At 44.8% G+C, this 26,409-nt stretch carries 12 protein-coding genes and 1 pseudogene; 10 read left to right on the top strand and 3 right to left on the bottom strand.

Annotated features, from left to right (window positions below; all coding sequences use genetic code 11):
- Positions 1–53: 53 nt before the first annotated feature.
- Together BACINT_RS03955 and BACINT_RS03950 are read left to right on the top strand one after the other, a co-directional pair.
- The gene (locus tag BACINT_RS03955; protein ID WP_007660737.1) at positions 54–1,586 is read left to right on the top strand and encodes an arylsulfatase; all 1,533 of its coding nucleotides are present in this window, start codon (positions 54–56) and stop codon (positions 1,584–1,586) included.
- Between the two features lie 110 nt (positions 1,587–1,696).
- A pseudogene (locus BACINT_RS03950) lies at positions 1,697–3,655 on the top strand (family 20 glycosylhydrolase).
- 591 nt (positions 3,656–4,246) lie between these two features.
- Here the strand turns inward: BACINT_RS03950 and BACINT_RS03945 are convergent.
- The gene (locus BACINT_RS03945) at positions 4,247–8,155 is read right to left on the bottom strand and encodes a hybrid sensor histidine kinase/response regulator transcription factor (RefSeq protein WP_007660730.1); all 3,909 of its coding nucleotides are present in this window, start codon (positions 8,153–8,155) and stop codon (positions 4,247–4,249) included.
- Between the two features lie 214 nt (positions 8,156–8,369).
- Here BACINT_RS03945 and BACINT_RS03940 point away from each other — a divergent pair, with 214 nt between their 5' ends.
- From BACINT_RS03940 to BACINT_RS03905, 8 genes are all read left to right on the top strand, one after another.
- Positions 8,370–9,290, top strand: a complete 921-nt coding sequence (locus BACINT_RS03940; protein ID WP_044154698.1) for an Rpn family recombination-promoting nuclease/putative transposase — start codon at positions 8,370–8,372, stop codon at positions 9,288–9,290.
- Positions 9,291–9,630: 340 nt separating this feature from the next.
- Positions 9,631–12,840: a SusC/RagA family TonB-linked outer membrane protein gene (locus BACINT_RS03935; protein ID WP_007660726.1), complete on the top strand. Its 3,210-nt coding sequence runs from the start codon at positions 9,631–9,633 to the stop codon at positions 12,838–12,840.
- A 21-nt stretch (positions 12,841–12,861) separates the two neighbouring features.
- On the top strand, positions 12,862–14,742 hold the full coding sequence (locus tag BACINT_RS03930) for a RagB/SusD family nutrient uptake outer membrane protein (protein WP_007660725.1): 1,881 nt from the start codon (positions 12,862–12,864) through the stop codon (positions 14,740–14,742).
- A 140-nt stretch (positions 14,743–14,882) separates the two neighbouring features.
- Complete coding sequence (locus tag BACINT_RS03925; RefSeq protein ID WP_007660724.1) at positions 14,883–16,466, top strand: sulfatase family protein; 1,584 nt, start codon at positions 14,883–14,885, stop codon at positions 16,464–16,466.
- 40 nt (positions 16,467–16,506) lie between these two features.
- Positions 16,507–18,828, top strand: coding sequence for a glycoside hydrolase family 20 protein (locus BACINT_RS03920; RefSeq protein ID WP_044154697.1), 2,322 nt, complete (start codon positions 16,507–16,509; stop codon positions 18,826–18,828).
- 9 nt (positions 18,829–18,837) lie between these two features.
- Positions 18,838–21,897, top strand: a complete 3,060-nt coding sequence (locus BACINT_RS03915) for a glycoside hydrolase family 2 TIM barrel-domain containing protein (RefSeq protein ID WP_007660716.1) — start codon at positions 18,838–18,840, stop codon at positions 21,895–21,897.
- A 25-nt stretch (positions 21,898–21,922) separates the two neighbouring features.
- Positions 21,923–23,794 (top strand): alpha-L-fucosidase, encoded by a 1,872-nt coding sequence (locus BACINT_RS03910; protein ID WP_007660715.1) that lies wholly within the window; start codon positions 21,923–21,925, stop codon positions 23,792–23,794.
- A 1-nt stretch (position 23,795) separates the two neighbouring features.
- The gene (locus tag BACINT_RS03905) at positions 23,796–24,791 is read left to right on the top strand and encodes a glycoside hydrolase family 16 protein (RefSeq protein ID WP_007660714.1); all 996 of its coding nucleotides are present in this window, start codon (positions 23,796–23,798) and stop codon (positions 24,789–24,791) included.
- A gap of 234 nt (positions 24,792–25,025) precedes the next feature.
- Here BACINT_RS03905 and BACINT_RS03900 read toward each other — a convergent pair whose 3' ends face one another.
- The gene (locus BACINT_RS03900; RefSeq protein ID WP_007660712.1) at positions 25,026–25,532 is read right to left on the bottom strand and encodes an RNA polymerase sigma factor; all 507 of its coding nucleotides are present in this window, start codon (positions 25,530–25,532) and stop codon (positions 25,026–25,028) included.
- Positions 25,533–25,755: 223 nt separating this feature from the next.
- A complete protein-coding gene (locus BACINT_RS03895) occupies positions 25,756–26,259 on the bottom strand; it encodes an RNA polymerase sigma factor (protein WP_007660711.1) in 504 nt (167 codons plus the stop codon).
- Positions 26,260–26,409: the final 150 nt, after the last annotated feature.

The following is a 26,409-nucleotide window of genomic DNA, read 5'->3' as shown; positions in this document are numbered from 1 at the left end:
ACGCTGTGTTGGCGGTGAAAGGAAGTTGAAATAAATAAGAAAATATATTTAGCATGAAACAGATAGGTATAACTTTAGGAACAGGCTTGTTGGCTGCTGTTGCTTTGTGCGCTAATGCGGCAAACAAGAATCCCAAACCTAACATTATCTTTATCCTCTGCGATGACATGGGATACGGGGATTTGGGGTGCTACGGACAGAAATACATTGAAACGCCTAATATAGATCGTATGGCAGCCGAAGGTATGCTGTTTACTCAAGCCTATGCCGGTAGTCCGGTGAGCGCCCCTTCCCGTGCTTCGCTGATGACGGGGCAACATACGGGACACACTCATGTGCGTGGAAATAAAGAGTATTGGCAGGGAGTTCCAACCGTGAAATATGGGATTAATGACGAATTCACCGTTGTCGGTCAAGAACCATACGATGAAAATCATATCATTCTCCCTGAAATCATGAAGAAGAACGGTTATACAACAGGAGTCTTCGGCAAGTGGGCAGGTGGTTATGAAGGCTCTTGTTCCACACCGGATAAACGGGGTATTGATGAATTCTATGGTTATATATGTCAGTTTCAAGCTCATTTGTATTATCCCAATTTTCTGAACAGATACAGTAAACAGGAAGGAGACACAGGAGTTGTACGCATCCTGATGGAAGCTAATATCAACTATCCGATGTTTGGCGATGATTACAAGAAACGTACACAATATTCGGCTGACCTGATTCACGGTAAGGCGCTGGAATGGTTGGACCAACAGGACGGAGAGCAGCCTTTCTATGGCTTTTTCACCTACACCCTGCCGCATGCGGAACTTGCACAGCCGAATGATTCTATTCTGAAAAGCTACAAGAAGAAGTTCTTTAGAGATAAAACCTGGGGCGGGTACGAGAAAGGACGTTATAATGTTTCGGAGCATACCCATGCCCAGTTTGCCGGTATGATTACCCGTCTGGACTATTACGTGGGCGAAGTCTTGAAGAAACTGAAAGAAAAAGGGCTGGACAAGAACACCATCGTCATCTTCAGCAGTGACAACGGTCCTCACGAAGAAGGAGGGGCAGACCCGGAGTTCTTCGGTCGGGATGGGAAACTGCGCGGCCTGAAACGTCAGTGTTATGAAGGGGGCATTCGGATACCTTTCATTGTGCGCTGGCCGGAACGCATCTCCGCCGGTTCGGTAAACGACCATCAACTGGCATTTTACGACATCATGCCTACATTCTGTGAACTGATGGGTGACAAAGGATTCCCGAAAAAGTATATCAATAAGAAATTAGAAAATGACTGTTTCGATGGCATTTCCTTTGCCCCTACCTTATTAGGCAATGCCGACAAACAGCAGAAACATGATTTCCTCTATTGGGAATTCCATGAAACCGATCAGTTCGGTGTTCGTATGGACGACTGGAAACTGGTAGTCAAGAAAGGAAAGCCTTATCTGTACGACCTTTCAAGGGATATCCACGAAGATACTGATATAGTGGCGCAACATCCGGATATTGTGAAACAGATGCTTGAAGTTATCCGCCAGGAACATAGAGAAAATAATATGTTTCCGGTGACATTGCCGGAGTTGGAATAGTTTATTAGCTATAAGGAAATGTATATTTATAATGTAATCTTAATCACTATATTATGAAAGGCTTATATTTCTTATATTTTTATTTATGCTGTCTTTTGTTTGCGTGTCATATGCAGGCGAGCGAATATTATTTGCTGCCTCGACCGCAGAAGTTTACAGAAGAACGTGGCCATTTTGTACTGGATAAGACACGCCTTGATACTCCTGTTTTGCAGGATGAATGGGAATGTTTTATTTCTGAACTGGGCGGTCGGATAGATGGAAGATCTGCGGCAGTGATTGAAGTGAAATTAGTGGAGTCGCTGGATGAAGCGCCTTTAAATAGAGATGAAGCATATAAACTTAAAGTAATGGCTAAGAAGATTTCTATAGAAGCAATGAGCGAAAGGGGAGTCTATTGGGCTATGCAAACTTTAAGGCAATTAGCCGACTCGTCAGGTAAAAAGACTACTTTTCAGGGATGTACGATAACCGATTGGCCGGCTTTTCGCATCCGGGGTTTTATGCACGATGTGGGACGTACGTATATTTCTATGGGCGAATTGAAACGTGAAATCACGATGCTTTCCAGATTCAAGATAAATGTGTTCCATTGGCATTTGACGGAGAATCAGTCCTGGCGGTTGGAAAGTAAAATATTTCCGATGCTGAACGACAGTGCTAATACTACCCGCATGCCGGGAAAATATTATACGCAGGCTGAAGCGAAAGAACTGGTAGCTTTCTGCAAGGCTCATGGAATGTTACTGATTCCGGAGATAGATATGCCGGGACACAGTGCGGCTTTTATGCGTACATTTCGCCACGATATGCAGAGTCCGGAAGGGATGAAAATATTAAAACTCTTAGTTGAGGAAGTTTGTGAAACTTTTGATGTACCTTATCTGCATATCGGCACGGACGAAGTGAAGATTACCAATCCTCAGTTTGTGCCCGAAATGGTGGCATTTATCCGTGCTTTGGGGAAGAAAGCTATTTCTTGGAATCCTGGTTGGCATTATCAAACGGGTGAAATTGATATGACACATCTGTGGAGTTCGCGCGGAAAAGCGCAGAAAGGTATTCCTGCTATTGATTCGCGTCTGCACTATCTGAATCATTTTGATACCTTTGGAGATATCATAGGGCTATATAACAGCCATATCTGCGATGTAGAACAGGGCAACGATGACATTGCCGGAGCTATCCTTGCTGTATGGAACGACCGCTGCGTCAACAAAGAGGAAAACATTATCCGTGAGAATGGTTTTTACCCCAATATGCTGGCCATTGCAGAACGCGCCTGGCTGGGTGGAGGAACTGAATATTTCGACAAGAACGGTACCATTCTTCCGCCGGATAAGAATAATGCAACATATCATTCTTTCGTTGATTTTGAAGAGCGGATGTTATGATATAAAGAACATCTTTTCCGGGGATATCCGTTTGCTTATGTCAAACAAACCAATGTCTGGTGGAAGATTACCGATGCATTTCCCAATGAGGGAGATTTGACAAGGGTATTTCCTCCTGAACGAAAATTGCAGGATAGCTATCAGTATAATGGAAAGAAGTATGATACCCATCTTGCCGTAGGTGCCGGAATTTACTTACGCCATGTGTGGGGAACGTTTGTCCCAACTTTTTATAAAGATCCGAAGGAAAATCATACGGCTTATGCCTATACTTATGTCTATTCTCCCCAAGAACAGACTGTTGGATTATGGGCTGAGTTTCAAAATTATGGTCGTTCGGAGGCTGATCTCCCGCCTTTGCCCGGCAAATGGGATTATAAAGAGAGTCGCATCTGGCTGAATGAAGAAGAAGTGTTACCGCCGGTATGGACGGCCACTCATCGTATAAAAAATCCTGAGACTCCTCTCGGGAATGAAAACTGCGTGTCCCGTCCCCCCTTATCGGTTCAACTGCATAAAGGCTGGAATAAGGTATTACTGAAACTTCCTGTAGGCAAATTTACTTTGCCGGAGGTGCGATTAGTAAAATGGATGTTTACTGTAGTGTTTGTTACTCTTGATGGAGAAAAGGCAGTGGACGGATTGATTTATTCGCCCGACAAGAAATTAGAGTGAACTGCTTATACTTATCATCTCTTTCTTATCCATGCTTGTCTTGTTACACAGACTTTATCTCCACTTTTACCTACACGCTTACACCAGCGCTCTGTATCTCCCTGTTCATCGGTGATAGAGCATGGTGGAAGCAAATAATAAGAGTGGTGTAGGCAAATTTGCCTACACCACTCTTAATTGAATGTATATTTCTGATTATCTTTTTGTTATCATTTATATTTGTATAAGACCTTTCATTCTCTATCTTCTCATTTCCTGCTTATTTTGATGTAAAAGATACCGGATTACCTGCTTTTTATTCAGATAGTACTCCGTTTCTTACCTACTTTTATCCATCCTATATAGGGATTGTAGATGTCAATCTCCTTTGTTCTTTGTGAAAATCGTGCATGTCTATTGTGTTGATATGCAGTGTTTTGGTAGTACGTACATTCGTGGGGCTTGTGCTTCATGGCTGTGGAGCACGAGCCTCATCGCCGTGAAGCAGCTGAACGACATTCGTGGCCGTTGCAAAAAGAAGCACTCTGAACTAAGAAACTACCTATGCGAACGCAATGAAGCTGCTGAGTTTACAGCAAATAACAGCCTTTTTTACGAATGCTCCTCCTTATATTGCGTCGGTGAACATCCCATATACTGTTTGAACACCGTGCTGAAGTAGCGTGATGTAGAGAATCCTGTCTGATCCGCTATCTCATTTATGCTGAGGGAACTATGTGTAAGCAACCATACAGCCTTTTCCATTCGGATTTTAGTAATATAATCATTTGCCCCCATTCCGGTCAGTGCCTTCAACTTGTTGTAGAGGGATGCGCGGCTGATGCCCAGTTCTGTACAAAGTAGCGGTACTCCCATTTGCGGATTTTCCAGATTATCTGAAATGGTTTTATTCATTCGTTTGAGAAATATTTCGTCTGCCGAACTGAATGTACTTTCTTGTGGTTGAGGAAGCGGCTCTGTGCCGGAGTAACGCATCCGCATTCGCTCTCGGTTTTTTAGCTGGCTTTGAATAATTGTATAGAGAATATCGACTTCAAAGGGTTTGGTCTGATAAGCATCTGCCCCATTTTTGTAGCCGAATGTCTTGCTCTCTTCATCATTGCGGGCTGTGAGCAAAATAACGGGAATATGACTGATTTCCAGGTCTTCTTTGATATGCTTGCATAATTTGTAACCGTTCATGCGAGGCATCTGGATGTCGCTGACAACAATATCCGGATGCGATTCACGGCAGATGCGCAGAGCCTCTTCGCCATCATAAGCCACCCATATCTTTTTGAATTTATTTTTGAGAGCATCGGACAGGTAATCGGTCAAATCTTTATTGTCATCTACAATAAGTAAGGTGTTGCCCTGGGTTTCTTCCTTTCCGTCCTTTCCGTCCGGGATGCTTTCCAGCTCTTCGGTAGGAGCTAATAACTCATTCAGATAAGGCTGGGGTTGTAGCGTAACTTTTCCCGGTTGCGTATCCCGCGGCAGTTCGAACCAGAAGGTGGACCCGGGAGAGTCTCCATGATCGTAGGCACCGATACTTCCACCATGCTGTTCTGCGAGGATTTTGGAGTAGGAGAGTCCGATACCCGTTCCGGGGCGACTGTTGTTGCCCTGATAGAACCGGATAAACAGATTGTTTATGTCTACATCCTTTAAGCCCGGACCTTGGTCTGAGATGGAAATGCGGACACGGGTTTGGTCTTCCGATAAACTTGCAGATACCTCAATCAGACTGTTTTCATCACTGTATTTCAATGCGTTGATTAGTAAGTTGGTTAAGATGGTGCTGCATTTCTCTTTGTCGAAACAAAGGGTATCCACATCTTTATCCGGGGTATAGGATATGGAAATGCCTTTCATGTTGGCTTCCGGCCTGAAGTCGGCTATGAGTTGCTCAATCCATGAATTTAATTCTACGCTTTCGATATTCAGCGAACTTTGTCCCACTTCCATTTTCCGTACATTCAGCACCATGTCAAGTAGCTTCTTCATGCGCCCCGATTGCCTGCTGATGCTTTGTATTACCGGATACTTTTCATCTTCAGGCGACAATGTTCCCAATAGTTGTTTCAGTGGTGCATGTATCAGGGTCAGCGGCGTACGCAGTTCGTGATTGATATTAATGAGGAAACGTACTTTTTCTTCATATACCTGCTGCTCATGTTCTTTCATCGCCCACTTCAGCTTGTTCTCTTTGCGGCGCAGCAGGGAGAAGAAAGCCAGTATAATGCCTATGCAGGCTACTACAATACAGCAAATAGTGAACCAGACGGACTTGTACCACGGTGGAAGTACCACTAATTCCAGTATCCGATAGTCTTCCGTCCACCCGCCGCTACGGGTACTGCACGAGGCTAACACCTGATAGGTCTTTGCCGGTAGCCCGTTGAACGTCAGTTCCGGTTGATAAGAGTACATGATTTGCCCATCCATGCCGCGCAAGGTGTACCGGTACATGGGCTTGCGGAAAATATCTCTGTCATGGGCAATGATTTTGATGGAGATGGGTTTGCTGTGTTCCTGTACGGTTAGGCTGCGTCCGTTTTTTATAAAGGCATTCATTCGTTCTCCGCCCACAGCCACGTCGGCCAACTCAAGAACAGGAGGAACTGTATCTTCGTCCGGCAGTTGTTTGTCAATGCAAAGCAAGCCGTTGACCCCTCCCATATAAATGTCCCCTTCTGCGGATAGTAGCCGTGGTTTCTCCAGATACTCGTTTTGGATAACGCCGTCCGATTCTCCGTATAGGATAAACTCTCCTTCATGGATGAGGTGGGCAAACAGTTTTCCGTCCGTCCCTATCCATACACGTCCCCGTCTGTCACAAATCAGTGAGTTGATTTCATTAATCAGCTTATTGGGGATGTTGACATGTTCGTGCTTTTCTGCGGAATACCGGCTGAGTCCATAATTGCTTCCTATCCAGAAAATGCCGTTTTCATCAACTGAAACAGTATTGAATATCGTGTCTCCTGTGCAATGATACAGCGTCTCTAATCGGTTGGTCCGGGAGTCTATCTGATAGATGCATTTGATGTCGTGCAAATAGGAGATGGGACCATTCTGGCATATTGGTAAGACAGTACCAATGATTGTCGGAGTATGTTTATCTAAGGAGATAGGGGTGAATTCTTTCTTTTCTATGTGATAGCTATAAGGTATTTCAGAGAGTAGCAGCACTGTTTCCTGAGAGTTCCGGAAGACATTTACAGCCTTTCCGCGTTGGCACAAGAGGGCGTTGATACTGTCGTTCACGATAATCAATGGCCGATACTCTTCGGTTTGTTTATCAAAGAAGAATAATCCTTTACTGAACAAAGAGACCAGCAGGTGCCTTTTGTCCACTTCCGTAATGGAAGAGATTTTGTCTCCCCAGGTAGACTTTGTATGGTAGAATCTATTGTCGTCGGGGTAGAAACGGTTGATCCCGCCGCCGTCTGTTCCTATCCATATATCCTTTTCTTCGCCCTGATAGATGCTTAACACTGCTTTTTCGCTCAGTCCGTATTCTGTGCCGGGCAGTGCATCCGAATATATCTTCATTCCCACTTCCCTGATATTTATCAGTCCGCCGCGTACACTGCCTGCCCACATGTTGTTGTTTGAGTCGGAATATAAGCAGAGGATGGAGTTGACCGGCAGGGAATAAGGATTACCGGGTGCGTGGGCTATGGTGGATATCTCATCATTCTCCGGATTCAGGATATAAATGCCTGAACCATCTGTTCCAATCCATATCTGTCCGTTGTTCTCAGCCAGGGAAAGCACTACATTGGTTTGCAGGAGGGAGTTCCCGGTGTGATAGGAATGCAAAAGTTTACCTTGGCGGTCATAACATTTCACTCCCTGATGATAGGGGGCGAGCCATATATGTCCGTCTTTGTCTATCAGGCTGGTTATGATTTCATTACTTTCAAAAGGAACAGGGTGAGTCCGTCCCGTAGGTATATCGACGAGCAGTGCATGGCTCCAACGGCTGGTGCAAAGCAGAGTCCGGTCGTCCCATTTTTGCAGATTGGTGATGTTATAATGACTGTTGGGAGTCAGCGGACATAGGAATCTGATTTTGTGATTGGCATAATCATATTTATATAGCCTTCCATTGCCTCCGAATATTACTCCGTCCGTCCAGGGACAAATAGAAGACACCACAACCGGGTTCTGGTCTTCATCGCGCGCTTGCAGGAAAGTGTCTTCCTGATAGTTATAGTGGAAGAGTCCTTTCGGCGTGATGGCCCAGATGGTATGTTCTTCGTCTTCAATGATATGGGTGATATTTCCCAACAAGTATTTTCTTAGCTCGTAACCGTCAAAACGCCCTATACCGGACTTGGTTCCGATCCATACATATCCTTTGTCGTGGCTTACTACCAGGCAACGAACAGAAGAGGACAGACCGTCCTGGGTACTAATCTGCTGGAAAGCATATTGTTTATTACCTGTAACTTTACCCGGTAGGAATAATAGCAGGCACAATATGAATGCGGTTAACATGTTTTTCTTCATGGTGCTATACAAAGATTGGAACAAAAATAGTCTTTTGTTTCGAGCCACACAAAACAAAAAACAGGTATTTCATGATGATGGTCCCTGTTTTTATCTGTTTGGGCTGTAAAAAGTCAATTTTAATTGGAAATGAATCAAACAAATAATCGCTTCCCGACACGTTGGGAACAGAAATTATGCTTACCTTTGTGCGTAAGCAGAAAAAACAGAAGTTATGGTACAGAAAGACAGATATATACGTTTTGACTGGGCGGTGAAGCGCTTGCTGCGCAACAAAGCCAACTTCGGCGTGCTCGAAGGCTTCCTCACCGTGTTGCTGGGCGAGCCTATCCGCATTGTCGAGATACTGGAAAGCGAGGGCAACCAGCAACGTGAAAACGATAAGTTCAACCGTGTGGACATCAAGGCGCGCAACAGTAAGGATGAAATCATTATCGTCGAGGTGCAGAACACGCGCGAGATATACTATCTGGAGCGCATCCTCTTCGGCGTTGCCAAGGCCATCACGGAGCATATCGAGCTGGGAGAACTTTACTCCCAAGTGAAGAAGGTATACTCCATCAGCATTCTCTATTTCGACATTGGCAAGGGCAACGATTACTTGTACCACGGTCAGAATTCCTTTGTGGGCGTGCATACGGGCGATTTTCTGGAGGTCACCACTAAGGAGAAGGATGCCATCGTGCGCAAGCTGCCTGCCGAAATCTTCCCCGAATACTTCCTGATTCGTGTGAATGAGTTCAACAAAGTGGCTGTCACCCCGCTTGAGGAGTGGATAGAGTATCTGAAGACCGGCATCATCCGCCCCGATACGAAAGCTCCCGGACTGGAAGAGGCACGCCGTAAACTGATTTATTACAATATGGACAGGGCGGAACAACTGGCGTATGACGAACATATCAATGCCGTAATGATTCAGAATGATGTGCTGAGTACGGCGGCGGAGGAAGGAAGAGAGGAAGGCAGGCAGGAAGGCAGGCAGGAAGGCAGGCAGGAAGGCAGGCAGGAAGGCAGACAGGAAGGCAGACAGGAAGAAAAAATAGAGAACGCCCGAACAATGAAATCTTTGAATATCTCCTCCGAGGTCATCCACCAGGTGACGGGTCTGCCTATCAAAGACATAGAAGAATTATAAAAATAACAAGATATTATTTATTTTTCGTCTCGCCCGATTTTCGTTTTATGAAAAGCAGGCGGGACGTTCTGTTTTTTTCCGGCGTAGAGACAGATCTGTAACTTTATCTGGCAGGAATAATAACAGGCACAATATAAATGTGGTTAACACGTTTTTCTTCATGCTTCTACTCCATTTTTATCTATTTTAGCTCCAAATTCGTCTATGGGCTGTCCGGGAATGGGTCTATGGCTAAAATTGGACTTGGAAATAGTGATTATTGCACCGATGCTTTCCCCGCTCGCTTTACATTTGCATCGAAATCACTGTTAACAAATGTCTTTAATTTAAATTTAATTCTATGAGACAGAAACTATTTAATGTATTTCTTGTATGCCTGTTCTGCTTGACGGCACCTGCCGTTGCTTTTGCACAGCAAGCAATTAAAGTAACAGGTAAAGTAATTGACAGCACCAATGAAGGTGTACCCGGTGTCAATGTGTCTGTAAAAGGAGGCTCTTTAGGAACCATCACTGATATTGATGGTAACTATAAGATTGATGCTCCTAATTCTAAATCCGTATTAGTCTTTTCTTTCATCGGTTATGAGAAACAGGAAGTTGCTGTGGGTAACAGAACGGTAATTAATGTGACAATGAAGGATGACACACAATTGCTGGATGAAGTAGTTGTGGTAGGTTATGGTACATCCCGTAAAGGGGATTTGACGGGAGCATTAACCAATATGCGGCCTGATGCCAATGATGCCGCTAAAGCGATGTCTATTGACGGGCTGTTGGAAGGTAAAGTAGCCGGTTTGGTCGTTAGTACGGCTTCTTCCACTGCGGGTGCGGCTGCCTCGGTCACTATTCGTGGTGCCAGTTCACTGCGCGGTGACAACCAACCGTTGTATGTAATTGATAATGTGCCGCAGGCTTCTACGGGTGAATTCGGACGGTCGGCCATTAGTGGTGACTTCCAGATAGCCCAGGATCCTCTTTCTTCTTTGAATCCTGCCGATATTGAGGACATCACCGTTCTGAAAGATGCCTCTTCGACCGCTATTTACGGTTCCCGTGGTGCTAATGGGGTAATCTTGATTACGACGAAGAAAGGTAAACAAGGTAAAACTACGGTAAATCTTTCTGCAACTTTTACCGTAGCAAATGTTACCCGTCTGCTGGATATGGTAGATCTTGATGAATATGCTGCTTATCAGAACTCCAGGATTGGAGACGGACTCTATGCTTATTATAAAGTAGGAGATGAAATGAGGTATGTATACAACGATGCTTTGGCTAAATATGATCCTAATAATCCGGGAACATACAAACTGATATATTATCGTGACTGGCAAAAAGAGATTTACCACTCTGCATTCTCGCAAAATTATTCAGTATCGGTAAATGGCGGTAGTGGTAAAACAACCTATTATATATCTGCCAACTTTAAAGATATTAACGGTACGACGAAACAAACCGGTTGGAAGCAAGGTGACTTACGTGCTAACCTGAGTGCGGAACTTTCTAAAACAGTCAAAATAGATTTGAGTCTGAGTGGAGCTTTAAAACAAAATGATATGATGGCCGGAGGTAACACACTTGGAGGACCTACCAGTGCAATCTCTCGTACAGCTTTGGACTATTCTCCGTTTGAAAAACCGGATGATGACCCTTCTTTGACCAATGAAAATAAGACGAATGTATTCAGTTGGCTGAATGACTATGTGGATATTGCAGATGATAAGACCTTTAGAGGTAGTCTGAACCTGAACTGGAAGATCAGCAAATTCTTGTCATACAGTCTTCGTACAGGTGGTAATATCAATATCAACAATCGTAAGCGTTGGTATGGTCTGCAGTTGTATCAAGGTATGAACAATGACGGTTATCTGGCCCAGTCTGACATGAGTAGGAGTAATTACAGTGTGGAGAATATCTTGAATTATAATACAAAATTAGGAAGTATCGGTACTTTGGATGCTACGGCCGGTGTCACGTACGATGAGTATCATTCCTTGAATAAGAATGTGATTGGTAACCATTTTACTATGTTTGAGTTCAGAGAGAATGGGTTACATATGGCAGGCAATACCGTCTATTCCTCTCCTTCCCAGAACGACTATCAGCTTCTTTCTTATCTGGGTCGTGTGAACGTGAACCTTTATGACAAGTATCTGATTACCGCATCTATCCGTGCCGACGGTTCCAGTAAGTTTGCTAAGTCCAATCGTTGGGGATATTTCCCTTCCGGTTCGGTGGCCTGGCGTATGGAGCAGGAAGAATTCCTGAAAGATGTGTCTTGGTTGAGTCAGTTGAAGGTACGTGTCAGCTATGGTGTGACGGGTAATCAGTCTATCAGTCCGTATTCCACTTTCTCTATGTATGGGCAATCTTCCGGCGCTCCCATATCCTATGCTGATGGCTCCGGTAATCAGTTGACGAGTATGATTGTAACGAATATGGCAAACAACAGTTTGAAGTGGGAACAGACTGCTTCCTGGAACTTTGGTGTAGATTTCGGCTTCTTTAAATCCCGCTTGAGCGGTACGTTTGATTATTATATCAAGAAAACAAAGGATTTGTTGATTTCAAGACCTTTACCGGGTTCTTCCGGTTTTGGAAGCACTTACTACAATCAGGGTGGTCTGGATAACAAAGGTGTGGAATTCTCGCTGAATGCACAGATTATAGATACTAAAGATTGGAAATGGAGTGTAGGCGGCAATATTGGCGCCAATAAGAGCAAGATTACCGATTTGGGATTGTTGCCGTCCGATTGGGGATGTCTGGGAGAAAGAATCGGATATGAAGGTACAGCTTTGGCCGATCAATTCGGTGTGGCAAATGCATTTTTGCAGGGCGAGGCTCCGGGATTATTCTGGGGATATAAAACACAAGGTATTGTGCAGGCGGAAGATATCACGAGCGACGGTAAGGTGAAATATATTAAGAAAGACGGTACCGAAGGCACTTACACAAAGGCGGTTTCTGCCGGTGATGTTAAATTAGTGGATATGAATGAAGACGGTGAGATAAATGGCAAAGACCGTACAATCATTGGTAACCCCAATCCGGACTTTACTTATGGTTTCCAGACAGAGGTCTCTTATAAATCACTTTCGTTGAAAGCCACATTCAATGGCGTACAGGGAAGAGATATCATGAATACGGGTGTCCGCTACAATGAAACGCCGAGCAAACAGGCAAATAACATTACCAAGAAAGCTTTCTACGGCATGTGGACTGCTGAAAATCCGGGTAATTTGTATCCGAGCTCTTTGTATGTTATTGAAAATATGGTGATGGACCGTTATATCGAAGACGGCAGTTACTTGCGTTGTTCCGATATTACATTGAGCTATATATTGCCTAAAATCTGGATGAAAGCTATTGGAATCCAGAATGCATCTATATCTGCTTCTGTAAGGAACGCATTTATTATTACGGATTATACGGGATATGATCCTGAAGTAAATAGCTTTGCATTCGAAGGCCTCCGGCCAGGTGTGGATATGAGTTCTTATCCGAATTCCCGCTCTTTCGTGTTTGGTTTGAATGTTACTTTCTAAATTTAATAAACATACAAGAATATGAAAAAACTGACATATTATATTTTATCAGCTGTTTTTGCTGTATGTAACTTATCCTCTTGCTTGGATGAGGATCCTATATACTCTCAGAACTCTGCGGTGATGTTCAGTTCCCAGAGTAATGCGGAACTGGCTTTGTTGGGTTGCTATGGATATCTGACCAATAGTGCTACTTATGGCCAGATGATGCAGGAAGCACTTATTATCAGTTCCGGTTTCGGTTGGGGGCAACGTAATAGTAATGATGATGGTCGCATGCTGTCATTGGAAACTCCTACATCCGCCAGTCCTGTTAAAACTGTTTGGAATGGATTGTATAAAGTGGTTACGGAAGCAAATGCTTTCTTGGGAAGCCTTGAGAAAAGCGGCTTGAGTGAAAGTGCAAAAGTGCAGATGGGCGGGGAAGCCAAATTTTTGAGAGGATTGGCTTATTATAATTTGGTGATGCTGTTTGGCGATGTGCCTTTGAAAGTTATCGCCTCTTCTTCCGATGGTATTGCAGCTTCACGGGCTCCGAAAGAAGAAGTATTTGCACAGATTATCCAGGATATGAAAGATGCATCCCTGATTGCTGCAAAATCTACGGATGGACGTGCTAACTCCTGGGCTGCCAAAGCCTTCTTAGGAAAAGTGTATTATAAGATGGCCTGTCTGGATATTGATGCACAAGCTAATTGGCAGAGGGCTAAGGAAATGTTTGATGATGTGTATGAGAATGGGCCGTATGCACTTGAACCTAAATTTGGAGACCTGTTTGGAGACTTTGTAATGGGCTCTAAGGAAGCTATTTTCCAGTTGAACTTCTCTATCACTTCTACTGTTTGCTTTAACCGTGCCAGCAACCGTTTCGCTCCTTCCCAATCTACTGCAGGTGTTGCATGGGGAACTTACAGGGCAACTAAAGCTGCTTATGATTTGCATGAAGGTACCTATCCGGGTGACCCCCGTATTGAACTCACTTTTATGAAAAGTTGGAAAACCCGTGGTGGTAACAACCAGAAAGATCCGAAGCCGATGATTGGCGATGTGCCGACTCCGAATGATTCCACTTATGTATATCCGTATGGGACTTATTTCCTTGCGGACAAGGATAATAATCCTCTTGAACCTATAATGAAGAACGGAGAGCCCGTTTTAGATAAAGGTAAAAAAATAGGCCTGTTGCATGTTGTAAAATTGCCTTATGCAGACTTCCCGGATCCAAAGAATCCAAGTCTGGAAATCATCCGGAATTATGTAAAGACTCATGGAAACTCTGGACCTAATGCAACGATTGTAAAAATGGCAAAGTGGTACTCTACTGATGGAGGTTCGAATAAGTGGCCTCATTTCGCTAAAATGTACGATCAGAACCAGGTAGGTACTGCCAGTCATAAAAACCTAATGGTATATCGCTATGCCGAGATGTTACTGTTGATGGCTGATGTATACAATGAACTGGGAAATACGGCAAAAGCCGTTGAATTGGCAAATAAGGTGCTGGGACGTGCGCGCACTTCAGGCCTGACACCTGCTACCCAACCGGCTGACTGGTCTGCCTCTTTAGATCAGGAGACTGTGAGAACCAAGTTATTCTTTGAACGTATTATTGAACTTGCAGGAGAACCCGGTACGTACGAAATGCCTCGTATTCGTGGTACCAAGTACTTCAAGATGGCATTGGAACTCAATAACAAGCATGAATTTACGATTGCTTCCAATGCCCAGTATTTTGAATCGGGTAATATAGTATGGCACGACCGTGTGTTCAATGTCACAAAAGAAGGTGGAGAAGGTTTGTCGGATAACTTTGTAAAGAAGAATATGTTGATGCCAATACCTGACAGTGAAATCTCCGCTAATGCAGGCATCACTAATGATGACAATAACTTCGGCTATTAATAGCTGCATTTGATACAAACTTTCAATAGGCTGATATAAGCTGATATTCCGGAAGCAGACAGCACATTTTTGTCTGTTCTGCTTCCGGCTTTGTCTTTCTGTTTTTAATCGGGTAAATAAACTACTTAAGATTTCCGACCATGAAAAACCTACAATCAGGATTGCTTTATTCCCTGACCGGTGCTGCTGCCGTGGCATCCTTAACCTCATGTTCTTCTCAAAAGAAAGCTGAAGAGCAGAAGCAATATAACATAGTATACATCATGACGGATGACCACACAGCCCAGATGATGAGCTGCTATGACCACCGTTATATGGAAACACCGAACCTGGATAGGATTGCTGCCGATGGAGTACGCTTCACCAACAGTTTTGTAGCCAACTCGCTAAGCGGACCCAGCCGTGCCTGCATGATTACCGGCAAGCACAGTTGTGCCAATAAATTCTACGACAACACCACTTGCGTGTTCGATGCTTCACAACAGACATTCCCTAAACTCTTGCAACAAGCCGGTTATGAAACAGCCCTCATCGGCAAATGGCATCTCGAAAGTTTGCCTACCGGTTTCAACTATTGGGAGATTGTGCCCGGACAAGGCGATTACTATAACCCGGACTTCATCACCCAGGATAATGATACGATACAGAAACATGGCTATGTGACGAACCTCATTACAGATGACGCCATCGACTGGATGGAGAACCAACGGGATAAGAATAAGCCGTTCTGTATCCTGATCCACCACAAAGCCATTCACCGTAACTGGCTGGCAGATACCTGTAATCTGGCTCTGTATGAAGACAAGACTTTCCCCCTGCCGGATAACTTCTTTGATGATTATGAAGGGCGTCCCGCCGCTGCGGCACAGGAGATGAGCATTGCGAAAGATATGGATATGATTTACGACCTCAAGATGCTGCGCCCGGACAAAGAAACCCGGTTGAAATCTCTTTATGAGAAATACATCGGTCGCATGGATGAAGGACAACGTGCCGCATGGGACAAATTCTACGGGCCTATCATTGATGATTTTTATAAGAAGAATCCGCAAGGCAAGGAACTCGCCAACTGGAAGTTCCAACGTTACATACGCGACTATATGAAAACCGTGAAGTCTCTGGACGACAATGTGGGGCGTGTGCTGGATTATCTGAAAGAAAAAGGACTGGATGATAATACGCTCGTGGTTTATACTTCTGATCAAGGCTTCTATATGGGCGAGCACGGTTGGTTCGACAAGCGCTTCATGTACGAAGAGTCCATGCGTACCCCGTTGATTATGCGTCTGCCGAAAGACTTCCGGGCTAAAGGGGATATCAATGAAATGGTGCAGAACATTGACTACGCACCTACCTTCCTTGAACTTGCCGGAGTGGAAGTGCCGGAAGATATCCAAGGCATTTCCTTGGTACCGTTGCTGAAAGGCGAGAAACCGTCTGACTGGCGGAAAGCTTTGTACTATCATTTCTATGAATATCCTGCCGAGCACATGGTGAAACGTCATTACGGAGTACGCACCGACCGTTACAAGCTGATCCATTTCTATAATGATATTGATGAATGGGAACTGTACGACCTGCAGGCCGATCCCACGGAGATGCGTAACATTTACGGACAACCGGGAACGGAAGAAATCATCAAAGACCTGAAAGCGCAACTAACCGCATTGCAGGAACAATACAACGACCCTGTACGCTTTTCGCCCGAGAGAGACAAAGAGTGATTTTAACCCCTGATTCACATATCTAATAATAAAAGACCTTATGAGATATAGAACTATTCACACACTGGTATGCTTCCTGCTTTTGATGGCGGCGAACATACAGGCTGATAACTTGACACAACCCGTTCCCTTAGTTCCCTGCCCGGTCAGTATAGTGCCGGGCACGGGTAACTTTCATTTCTCTGAAAAAACAACCTTTGCTGTGGAGAACGAGGAACAAGCTGTAGAAGTACGCCGCTTTACCGCACTTCTCACCCGTGCGGCAGGATTTACTCCTCGCATAAAGGTGGGAAACAAGAAAGGAGATGTTTGTCTGACGACGGATGCCGGTTTGAAGAAAGAAGCCTATAAACTGGAAATTACAGCTAAAAGAATAAACATTCATGCTGCCGATGTACAAGGCTTCTTCTATGCTTTGCAGAGTATCCGCCAACTGCTGCCTGCCGCCATCGAAGGTGGACAAGTAGTGACAGGCATCGACTGGACAGTTCCGGCTGTTACTATCACCGACCAGCCCCGTTTCGGCTATCGCGGGTTGTTGGTGGACGTGGCACGGTTCTTCTCCCCTAAGGAGAACCTGCTGCGTATCATCGACTGCATGGCGATGCTGAAACTGAATACACTGCATTTCCATCTGACGGATGATAATGGATGGCGCATCGAAATCAAGAAATACCCGTTGCTTACGGAGATAGGTTCCCGCCGCGTAGACCGTCCGGGCAAGAATTTTTCGGAACGCCGCAATCCCCGCCAGGGTGAACCTACGGTAGAAAAGGGATATTATACACAGGATGATATCCGCGAGATAGTGGCTTATGCCGGGGAACGCCATATCGAAGTAATTCCTGAAATAGAAATGCCGGCGCACAGTAATGCCGCACTGGCTGCCTATCCGCTATTGGCGTGTCCGGTGGTGAATAAATATATCGGTGTGTTGCCCGGTTTGGGGGGAGAGAATGCCGATGTCATCTACTGTGCCGGAAACGACAGTGTGTTCACTTTCCTGCAAGATGTGCTGGACGAAGTTCTCGGACTTTTCCCTTCAAAGTATATCCATCTGGGTGGAGATGAGGCTCGGAAGACGCATTGGGAAGCATGCCCGTTGTGCCGGGCGCGGATGAAACAGGAGAAACTGGAGAATGAAGAAGAACTGCAAGGTTACTTTATGGGGCGTATGGCTCGCTATGTGCAGAGCAAAGGCCGTGAGGTGATAGGCTGGGATGAGCTGACGAATGCTACTATCCCGGAAGGTTTTATCATTCAGGGATGGCAGGGTTACGGACAGGCTGCGATGAAAGCTGCCGAACTGGGACATCGCTTTATCATGACGCCCGCAAGGATTATGTATCTCATCCGCTATCAGGGACCGCAATGGTTTGAACCGGTGACATACTTCGGAAACAATACGTTGAAGGATGTGTACGACTACGAACCGATACAAAGAGACTGGTCGCAGCATACCACTTCCCTGTTAATGGGAGTGCAGGCCTGCATGTGGACGGAGTTCTGCAACGCTCCCGAGGATGTGGATTATTTGTTGTTTCCCCGTTTGTCTGCATTGGCCGAGGTAGCTTGGGCAAAACCGGAACGTAAGAACTGGAAATCCTATCTGAAAGCTTTGGATCATTTCAATGAACACCTTACAGCGAAAGGAATTGTTTATGCCCGTTCTATGTATAACATACAGCATACGGTGACGCCAAAAGATGACTGCCTGCAAGTGCAACTGGATTGCATTCGTCCGGATGTAGAGGTACGCTACACAACGGATGGCACTATGCCCACAGTACAGTCCGCCCTCTATACCCGGCCATTGATGCTCACGAGTACAAAAACAATAAAAGCTGCCACCTTTGCATCTGGAAAGCAAATGGGACAAACGCTGGAACTGCCTGTTGTTTGGAATCCGACAACGGCAAAGGCTATAAAGAGCATTGGTGCCGACAACATCGGTCTGCTGGTGAATGGTGTGCGTGGAAGCCTGAAATATACCGACTCCGAATGGTGTTCATGGATGAAGAACGATACCGTCTCTTTCACCCTCGATCTGAAGAAGCCCGAAACCGTGAACCGATTGACGCTGGGTTCTATCACCAATTACGGTATGGCGGTGCACAAGCCTGCAAGGATAGAAACTCTGATTTCGACAGATGGTGCGGACTTCCGCAAAGTCTCCGAACGAACTTACACGAAGGATGACATCTTCCGTGAAGGTATTTTCCGCGAGGATATTTCGTTTGAGGTGGGAGAGAAAACACGTTATGTCCGTGTTGTGGCATACGGGGCAGGCGATTGTCCTTTCACTCATGTACGACCGGGACAGGAAGCACGGATATATTTCGATGAAATTATAGTAGAGTAAAGACATATTATGATAAAGCAGATACTTTTGAGTTTGATAGCCCTATATTCATTTCCCGTGCTTGTTGTGGCGCAGCCGGAATGGCAGAGCCAGTATGCTATCGGAAAAAACAAACTAGCACCACATACTTATATATGGCCTTATGCGAATGCTGATGCTGTGGGTGAAGGCAATTATGAGCAATCACCTTACTATATGAGTCTGAACGGTAAATGGAAATTCCATTGGGTGAAGAATCCCGATCATCGTCCGAAAGAGTTTTATAAACCTTCGTTTTATACGGGCGGATGGGCAGATATCGATGTACCCGGCAACTGGGAACGTCAGGGATATGGTACGGCTATTTATGTGAATGAAACTTATGAATTTGATGATCCTTTGTTCAACTTCAAAAAGAATCCGCCGCTGGTACCTTATGCAGAGAACGAAGTAGGTTCTTATCGCCGTACGTTCACGGTTCCTGCTGACTGGAAAGACCGTCGCATCGTGATTTGCTGTGAAGGTGTGATCTCTTTCTATTATATCTGGGTGAACGGACATATGCTGGGTTATAACCAAGGTTCAAAGACTCCTGCCGAATGGGATATCACGGACTATGTACAGGCAGGAGAAAATACCGTGGCACTTGAAGTATATCGCTGGAGTGCAGGTTCCTATCTGGAGTGTCAGGATATGTGGCGGTTGAGTGGTATTGAACGGGATGTCTATCTTTACAGTACTCCACGCCAGTTTATAGCTGATTATAAAGTGACTTCTTCTTTGGATAAGAAAGAGTATAAGGAAGGAATTTTCGGCCTTGATATAACAGTTGAAGGAAGTGCGGCTGGTGTGTCTACTTTGGCATATAGTCTGGAAGATACTGCCGGAAAGGCAATATTACAAAATGAAATACCGGTCAAGAACCGTGGTTTGAGTAATTTTATTACCTTTGACGAACAGTCCCTTCCTGATGTAAAACGTTGGAGTGCAGAACACCCGAATCTTTATACATTGATATTGGCGTTGAAAGATGATGCAGGACATATAACACACCTGACCGGTTGCAAAGTCGGTTTCCGTACTTCCGAAATCAAGGATGGCCGTTTCTGTATCAACGGGGTACCTGTATTGGTAAAAGGTGCTAACCGGCATGAACACTCACAGTTGGGACGTACTGTCAGCAAAGAACTGATGGAAGAAGACATTCGCCTGATGAAGCAACATAATCTGAATACTGTGCGCAACTCGCATTATCCGACACATCCGTACTGGTATCAACTCTGCGACCGCTACGGCCTTTATGTGATAGATGAAGCAAACATCGAGTCGCATGGCATGGGGTATGGCCCGGCTTCATTGGCAAAGGATAGCACCTGGCTACCTGCACACATGGACCGTACGCAACGTATGTACGAGCGTGCCAAGAACCATCCGGGTATCGTGATCTGGTCGTTGGGCAACGAAGCGGGTAACGGAATCAACTTTGAACGGACATACGACTGGATGAAGTCCGTTGAAACCACCCGTCCTATACAATACGAGCGTGCCGAACAGAATTATAATACGGATATCTACTGTCGTATGTACCGCAGTGTGGAAGAATTGCTGGTCTATGCCCGCCAGACAGAACCGAAAGTATATCGTCCTTTCATCATGACTGAATATCTGCATGCTATGGGCAATAGCGGAGGCGGATTGAAAGAATACATGGATGTTTTCGAAACAGAACCTATAGTGCAGGGCGGTTGTATCTGGGATTGGGTAGATCAGTCTTTCCGTGAAATAGATGCCGATGGTCGTTGGTATTGGACTTACGGTGGCGATTATGGTCCGAAGAATGTACCCAGTTTTGGAAACTTCTGCTGCAATGGTCTGGTGAATGCCGTCCGCGAACCTCATCCGCATTTGCTGGAAGTGAAGAAAGCATATCAATATATAAAGGCTACACTAGTTGATAAGAGTAACCTGACTTTAAATATAAAGAATTGGTATGATTTTACGAATCTCAATGCTTATATCTTACACTGGCAGGTGGTAGGTGATCATGGGAAAGTGATTGCTGACGGTACTCGTCGGGTAGATGCTGCTCCGCACGCCACCGTTGAAGTTACGCTGGGTGCTGTACGTTTACCTTCTGATGTTCGTGAAGCTTATCTGAACTTAAGTTGGACGCCTGTGGATGCTGCTCCGTTTATTAATACGGATTACGAGGTAGCCTATGATCAGTTTGTTCTTTCGGGTAATAAGAACTACCGGACTCCGGAAACTAAACTTTCGGGTAAGGTGGAAATGAATATAGATCCGGCAACAGGGGCGCTTCGCTCTTATATTTATAATAGGAAAGAATTACTGTTTTCCCCTGTTACATTGAGCCTCTATCGTCCGGTGACGGATAATGATAACCGTGAAAAAGTAGGAGGAGCCAAAGCTTGGAAGAAAGCCGGGTTGGATCAGTTGACACAGCGTGCCCTTACCGTGAAGACCTCTACCCGTGGCGGACGTGCCGAAGTGGAGTTATTGAATGTCCGTGGTGAAAAAGTGGGAACCGCTTCTTTCGTCTATACATTAAAGAAAAACGGCGAATTGGATATACAGACACACTTCGTGCCGGATACCACCGTTATCTCTTCACTGGCGCGTGTAGGGTTTACTTTTGAAATGCCCGATACTTACAGTCAGGTGTCTTATCTGGGGCGTGGAGACCATGAAACTTATATGGATCGTAACCAATCCGGTAAAATAGGTATTTATCACACTGATGTGGAGCGTATGTTCCACTATTATGTTCGTCCGCAGGCAACGGGTAACCGTACAGATGTCCGTTGGATGCAACTTGCTGATGAGGCAGGTGAGGGGCTGGCATTCCGTTCCGATACCTCGTTCCAATTTAGTGTGGTTCCTTTTACGGATGAGAATCTGGATGCGGCAACGCATATCAATCAACTACGGCGCGAAGGAGTGATAACTGTTCATCTGGATGCCGCACAGGCAGGAGTCGGTACGGCTACCTGTGGTCCTGGAGTGTTGCCGCAGTATCGTGTACCTGTGCAGGATTACACATTCCGGTTTACAATCCGTCCTTTGAAATAGATCGAAACCTATAACATAAGATAGCATGAAAAACCTGATTCTAACTACAGTTCTTAGTCTTACAATCCTTTCCGGATTGCAGGCACAAGAAACTTATTATGAAAAGCACGTTGCTTTTCCCGCTGATGCTACAGTTGCGGAAAAGATAGATATGGCTTCACGCCTTGTACCCACTCCCCAACAACTGGAGTGGCAGCGTATGGAACTGACCGCTTTCCTGCATTTTGGTGTAAATACTTTCACCGGACGAGAGTGGGGAGATGGTACTGAAGATCCTGCCATCTTTAATCCTACCTCGCTGGACTGCGAACAATGGGTGAGGACTCTTAAAGAATCCGGTTTCAAGATGGCCATCATCACCGCCAAACATCACGATGGCTTCTGTCTCTGGCCTACCAAAACGACCCGTCACTCCGTGGCCTCTTCCTCTTGGAAAGATGGAAAGGGAGACGTGGTACGTGAATTGCGCGATGCTTGCAAGAAGTATGGCATCAAATTTGGAGTTTACCTCTCCCCTTGGGATCGTAATGCCTCTTGCTATGGTGATTCCCCTGCCTACAACCAGTTTTTCATCGAGCAACTGACCGAATTGCTCACCAATTACGGTGAAGTCCATGAAGTGTGGTTTGACGGTGCCAACGGTGAAGGTCCTAACGGCAAAAAACAAATCTATGACTGGGATGCCATTCTGCGCACCATCCGCCGCCTGCAACCTAAAGCAGTTACTGCTATCATGGGTGATGACGTTCGTTGGGTAGGCAATGAAAAAGGTATCGGTCGTGAAACAGAATGGAGTGCTACAGCTCTGACTCCGGGTATTTATCCCCGTTCCGGCGAACAGAATAAAGAATTGGGTATCTTCGGCAAGGCAAAGGACTTAGGCGGACGTGATATAGTGGCTCGCGCTACCGAACTTTTCTGGTATCCTTCTGAGGTGGATGTTTCCATTCGTCCGGGTTGGTTTTATCATACCGATCAGGACAAGCAGGTGAAGTCTTTAAATCATCTGACGGATATTTATTTCAAATCAGTAGGCTATAATTCCGTTCTTTTATTGAATATTCCGCCCGACCTTCGTGGGTTGATCAATGAAAATGATGTGCAGCGGCTGAAAGAATTTTCCAGTTATTTAAAGAAAACTTTTGCCTGTAATTATGTGCTGAAAGGAAACGAGGCATGGCATGGAACTTCCGGTACAGTCCGCCAATATGATATACAGAAAGATGCGTTGGTGAATGCTTTTATGATTCAGGAAGATATCTCCAAAGGACAACGTATTGAAAGTTTCCTTGTAGAAGCGTATAAAGATGGCTCCTGGATTCATATGGCAGAAGGCACAACTGTAGGGTATAAGCGTCTTGTACGTTTCTCTGATACTTGTCCGGAGCGTATTCGTGTAACCATTCGTTCTGCCCGTGGTGTGGCTAATGTAACTGCGGTCGGCCTTTTCTACGCAGAACCTCTTGCAGATAAGAATGAAGAAGTACAACTCAGCGATGTACCAGTTGATGGATGGCAGGTGGTTGGTGGCAATACAGATTCCCACAAGGCTATTGATGGAAATCGTAAAACGGTTTGGCGTGCTTCTGCACTTACACCATTGGTAGTCGATATGGGACATGAAGTGAGTATGAATGGTTTCAGCTATGCTCCCTCTCTGGAAGAAGATTTAACGGGAACTATCTATAAGTATGCTTTCTACGTCAGTCTTGATGGTCAGTCGTGGACTAAATGTGAGGCGGGTGGTGAGTTCAGCAATATCATGCACAATCCCGTGCCTTATTTTGTACGATTCGGCAAGACGTATCCTGCCCGTTACTTTAAACTGGAGTCTTTGTCGGAGATAAATAACAAAAACGCCGTATCTGTCGGTGAAGTAGGTATTCTGACAAAATAGTATGATGAAATATTCAATCGTTGCTATAATCGCTATGGCATGGCTTTCCGGCAGTCTGTCTTATCCCGATGGCGGACAAGCAGGAAGGAAATTGCAGAAAGATGATGAAACGCTGGTTTATGATCATCCGGGGGATGTGTTGCTTCTGAAGGAAGGGGACAGACACCCTAAAGTGGATAGCTGGTATTTCTATACAGCCCATGAGTTTAATGGTAAAGATACGAAAAAGGGGCTTCCACTTGGCTTTATAGAACATAGAGGCATGCACATGTCTCGTACGGCAAAGGTCGATAACCGGAAATGCTCAAAGGTAGAGGATGGGGTTTTGTGCATCTGGAGTGTGGAAGAGAAAGATTCGATAGACAACCGTTTTGGTAAGAAAGTGAAGTATTCTCACGGTTGTTACCGTACTTCTTTACCGGGAAGTAAGGAGTTTTGGTGCAATTTCACCGAGAATATGCGCATTGAAATCCGCTTCAAACGTACTTCCTATGTAGGCTTTAATGATGCCCTTTGGTTTATGGGCAACAATAACCGTCCCTGGCCGAAGAACGGTGAAATCGACCTTTTGGAGAATCCGAAGAAGACGCTGAATGACCGTGCCCACTTCACGCTGCATTCCGAGAATCATTATGCCGGTGTGGTAGGTGGTTCGGGCAGTGTCACTTCCACTATTGATCTTGCTGATATGTCCCAGTGGAATATCTATTGGTTGGAATGGTATCCCGACCGTATTGTAGGAGGTGTCAACGGACAAGCCTATTTTGAACATAACAAAGGGGCTGATGGCAATACCGACTGGCCTTGGAGTGATCCGCAGGGCTTTTTCCTGATTTTCAGTACAGGTATCTCTACCAATCCGAATGCCTGGCCCGGCGCCATCATACCTTCCGAATGGAAGAAAGACGCGATGCCTGCCATGTATATCGACTGGATACGTGTTTATACGAATAAAGACTATAAAGGAGAAAATCCTCCTGCCCCCAAATTTTACTAATCAAATACCTACCTGGGCTGCACTTGTTCCGTACCAATCCCGTACTTTCTCCTTGTAGAAGTACCTCTGAGTGGAGAATGTACGGAGCAAGTACGGTTTTGCTATGGTTCGGGTATGGAGTAGATCCCTAAAAAAGATAGGGCAGACCGGATTACTCCTGCCTGCCCATTATCTCTCTAACACAACTAAAATTTTATATGATGTATTGATTCTGCTTATTATTATTCTTTATTCTTAAACAAAATCTTTCAATTCTTGTTGTAACTTCTGTCGGGTAAAGAAGATACGGCTTTTTACTGTACCTAATGGTAATCCCAGCTTCTCTGCAATTTCGCGGTATTTGAAACCGGATACGTGCATTGAGAACGGAATTTTATATTCACGGGGCAGAGCATTTACTATACGGTGCATCTCTTTCAGGTCATAAGCGCTTTCCGTGCAATCGAATCCCGAATCCTGCGGTAAGTTGAGATGATAGAGATTATCTGTTTGGTCTACGAAAGTCTGATCGCGAACTACTTTACGGTAGTTGTTGATAAAGATGTTACGCATGATGGTATACATCCATCCTTTGAAATTCGTATCAGGTGCATATTTATCTTCGTTATCTAACGCCTTTAAAGAGGTTTCCTGGAGTAGGTCGTTTGCTTCTTCGTGGTCCGAGGTTAATTTGTATGCAAAGCGTAATAAATCGCCTTGTACCCCGAGCAATTCTTTTTGGAATGTAATACTGTTATTCATAATCAATTCTCCTTTTCAATAGTTATTCTTTTGTTTTGCCTTTTGACTTTGCAATTTTACGAAGAATGCATCACTTTAACGGACGGAATTCTCGCATTAAATGGGGGGAAAACTATCAATTGATAGTTTTTGGGTGGTCAATTGATAGTTTTCAGGTGCTATATCAAAACGTTATCGGTTTAGGTTGAATAAGGTAATACTTGGTTTTATCTTGCCTGTCAGGTTATCTGAAGTCTTTCAGTTCTTGCTGCAATTTTTGGCGTGTAAAGAATATGCGGCTCTTTACTGTGCCTAAGGGTAATCCCAGCTTTTCTGCAATTTCGCGGTATTTGAAACCGGATACATGCATAGAGAATGGAATCTTATATTCGCGTGGCAAGGCATTTACTATGCGGTGCATCTCTTTCAGGTCATAAGCGCTTTCGGTGCTTTGAAATCCGGATTCCTGTGGCAGATTAAGATGATAAAGATTATCTGTCTGGTCTACGAAGGTCTGGTCGCGAACCACCTTGCGATAGTTATTAATAAAGATATTGCGCATGATGGTGTACATCCAGCCTTTGAAATTAGTGTCCGGTACATATTTATCTTCATTGTCCAATGCCTTTAATGAGGTTTCCTGAAGCAAATCATTTGCTTCTTCACGGTCGGAGGTTAATTTGTATGCGAAACGTAATAAATCGTTTTGTACTCCGAGCAAATCTTTTTGGAATGTAATACTGTTCATATCGTTCTCCTTTTTTATATAGTTATTCGTTTATTTGACTTTTGATGTTGCAATTTTACGAAAGTTATCTAACTCCGACGGACGCATTTCAAGCAATCTTTAGGGCAAAAACTATCAATTGATAGTTTTTGGGCGTCTTTTGTTTGTTTT

The sequence above is a fragment of the Bacteroides intestinalis DSM 17393 genome (assembly GCF_000172175.1).
Taxonomy (GTDB): Bacteria; Bacteroidota; Bacteroidia; order Bacteroidales; family Bacteroidaceae; genus Bacteroides; species Bacteroides intestinalis.
This window is presented reverse-complemented; position numbering and strand designations above follow the sequence as displayed.

Coding starts and splice junctions, on each gene's coding strand:
- BACINT_RS03915 (WP_007660716.1), top strand. CDS start 18,838: ATGATAAAGCAGATACTTTTGAGTTTGATAGCCCTATATTCATTTCCC.
- BACINT_RS03925 (WP_007660724.1), top strand. CDS start 14,883: ATGAAAAACCTACAATCAGGATTGCTTTATTCCCTGACCGGTGCTGCT.
- BACINT_RS03955 (WP_007660737.1), top strand. CDS start 54: ATGAAACAGATAGGTATAACTTTAGGAACAGGCTTGTTGGCTGCTGTT.
- BACINT_RS03940 (WP_044154698.1), top strand. CDS start 8,370: ATGGTACAGAAAGACAGATATATACGTTTTGACTGGGCGGTGAAGCGC.
- BACINT_RS03895 (WP_007660711.1), bottom strand. CDS start 26,259: ATGAACAGTATTACATTCCAAAAAGATTTGCTCGGAGTACAAAACGAT.
- BACINT_RS03905 (WP_007660714.1), top strand. CDS start 23,796: ATGATGAAATATTCAATCGTTGCTATAATCGCTATGGCATGGCTTTCC.
- BACINT_RS03945 (WP_007660730.1), bottom strand. CDS start 8,155: ATGAAGAAAAACATGTTAACCGCATTCATATTGTGCCTGCTATTATTC.
- BACINT_RS03930 (WP_007660725.1), top strand. CDS start 12,862: ATGAAAAAACTGACATATTATATTTTATCAGCTGTTTTTGCTGTATGT.
- BACINT_RS03920 (WP_044154697.1), top strand. CDS start 16,507: ATGAGATATAGAACTATTCACACACTGGTATGCTTCCTGCTTTTGATG.
- BACINT_RS03935 (WP_007660726.1), top strand. CDS start 9,631: ATGAGACAGAAACTATTTAATGTATTTCTTGTATGCCTGTTCTGCTTG.
- BACINT_RS03900 (WP_007660712.1), bottom strand. CDS start 25,532: ATGAATAACAGTATTACATTCCAAAAAGAATTGCTCGGGGTACAAGGC.
- BACINT_RS03910 (WP_007660715.1), top strand. CDS start 21,923: ATGAAAAACCTGATTCTAACTACAGTTCTTAGTCTTACAATCCTTTCC.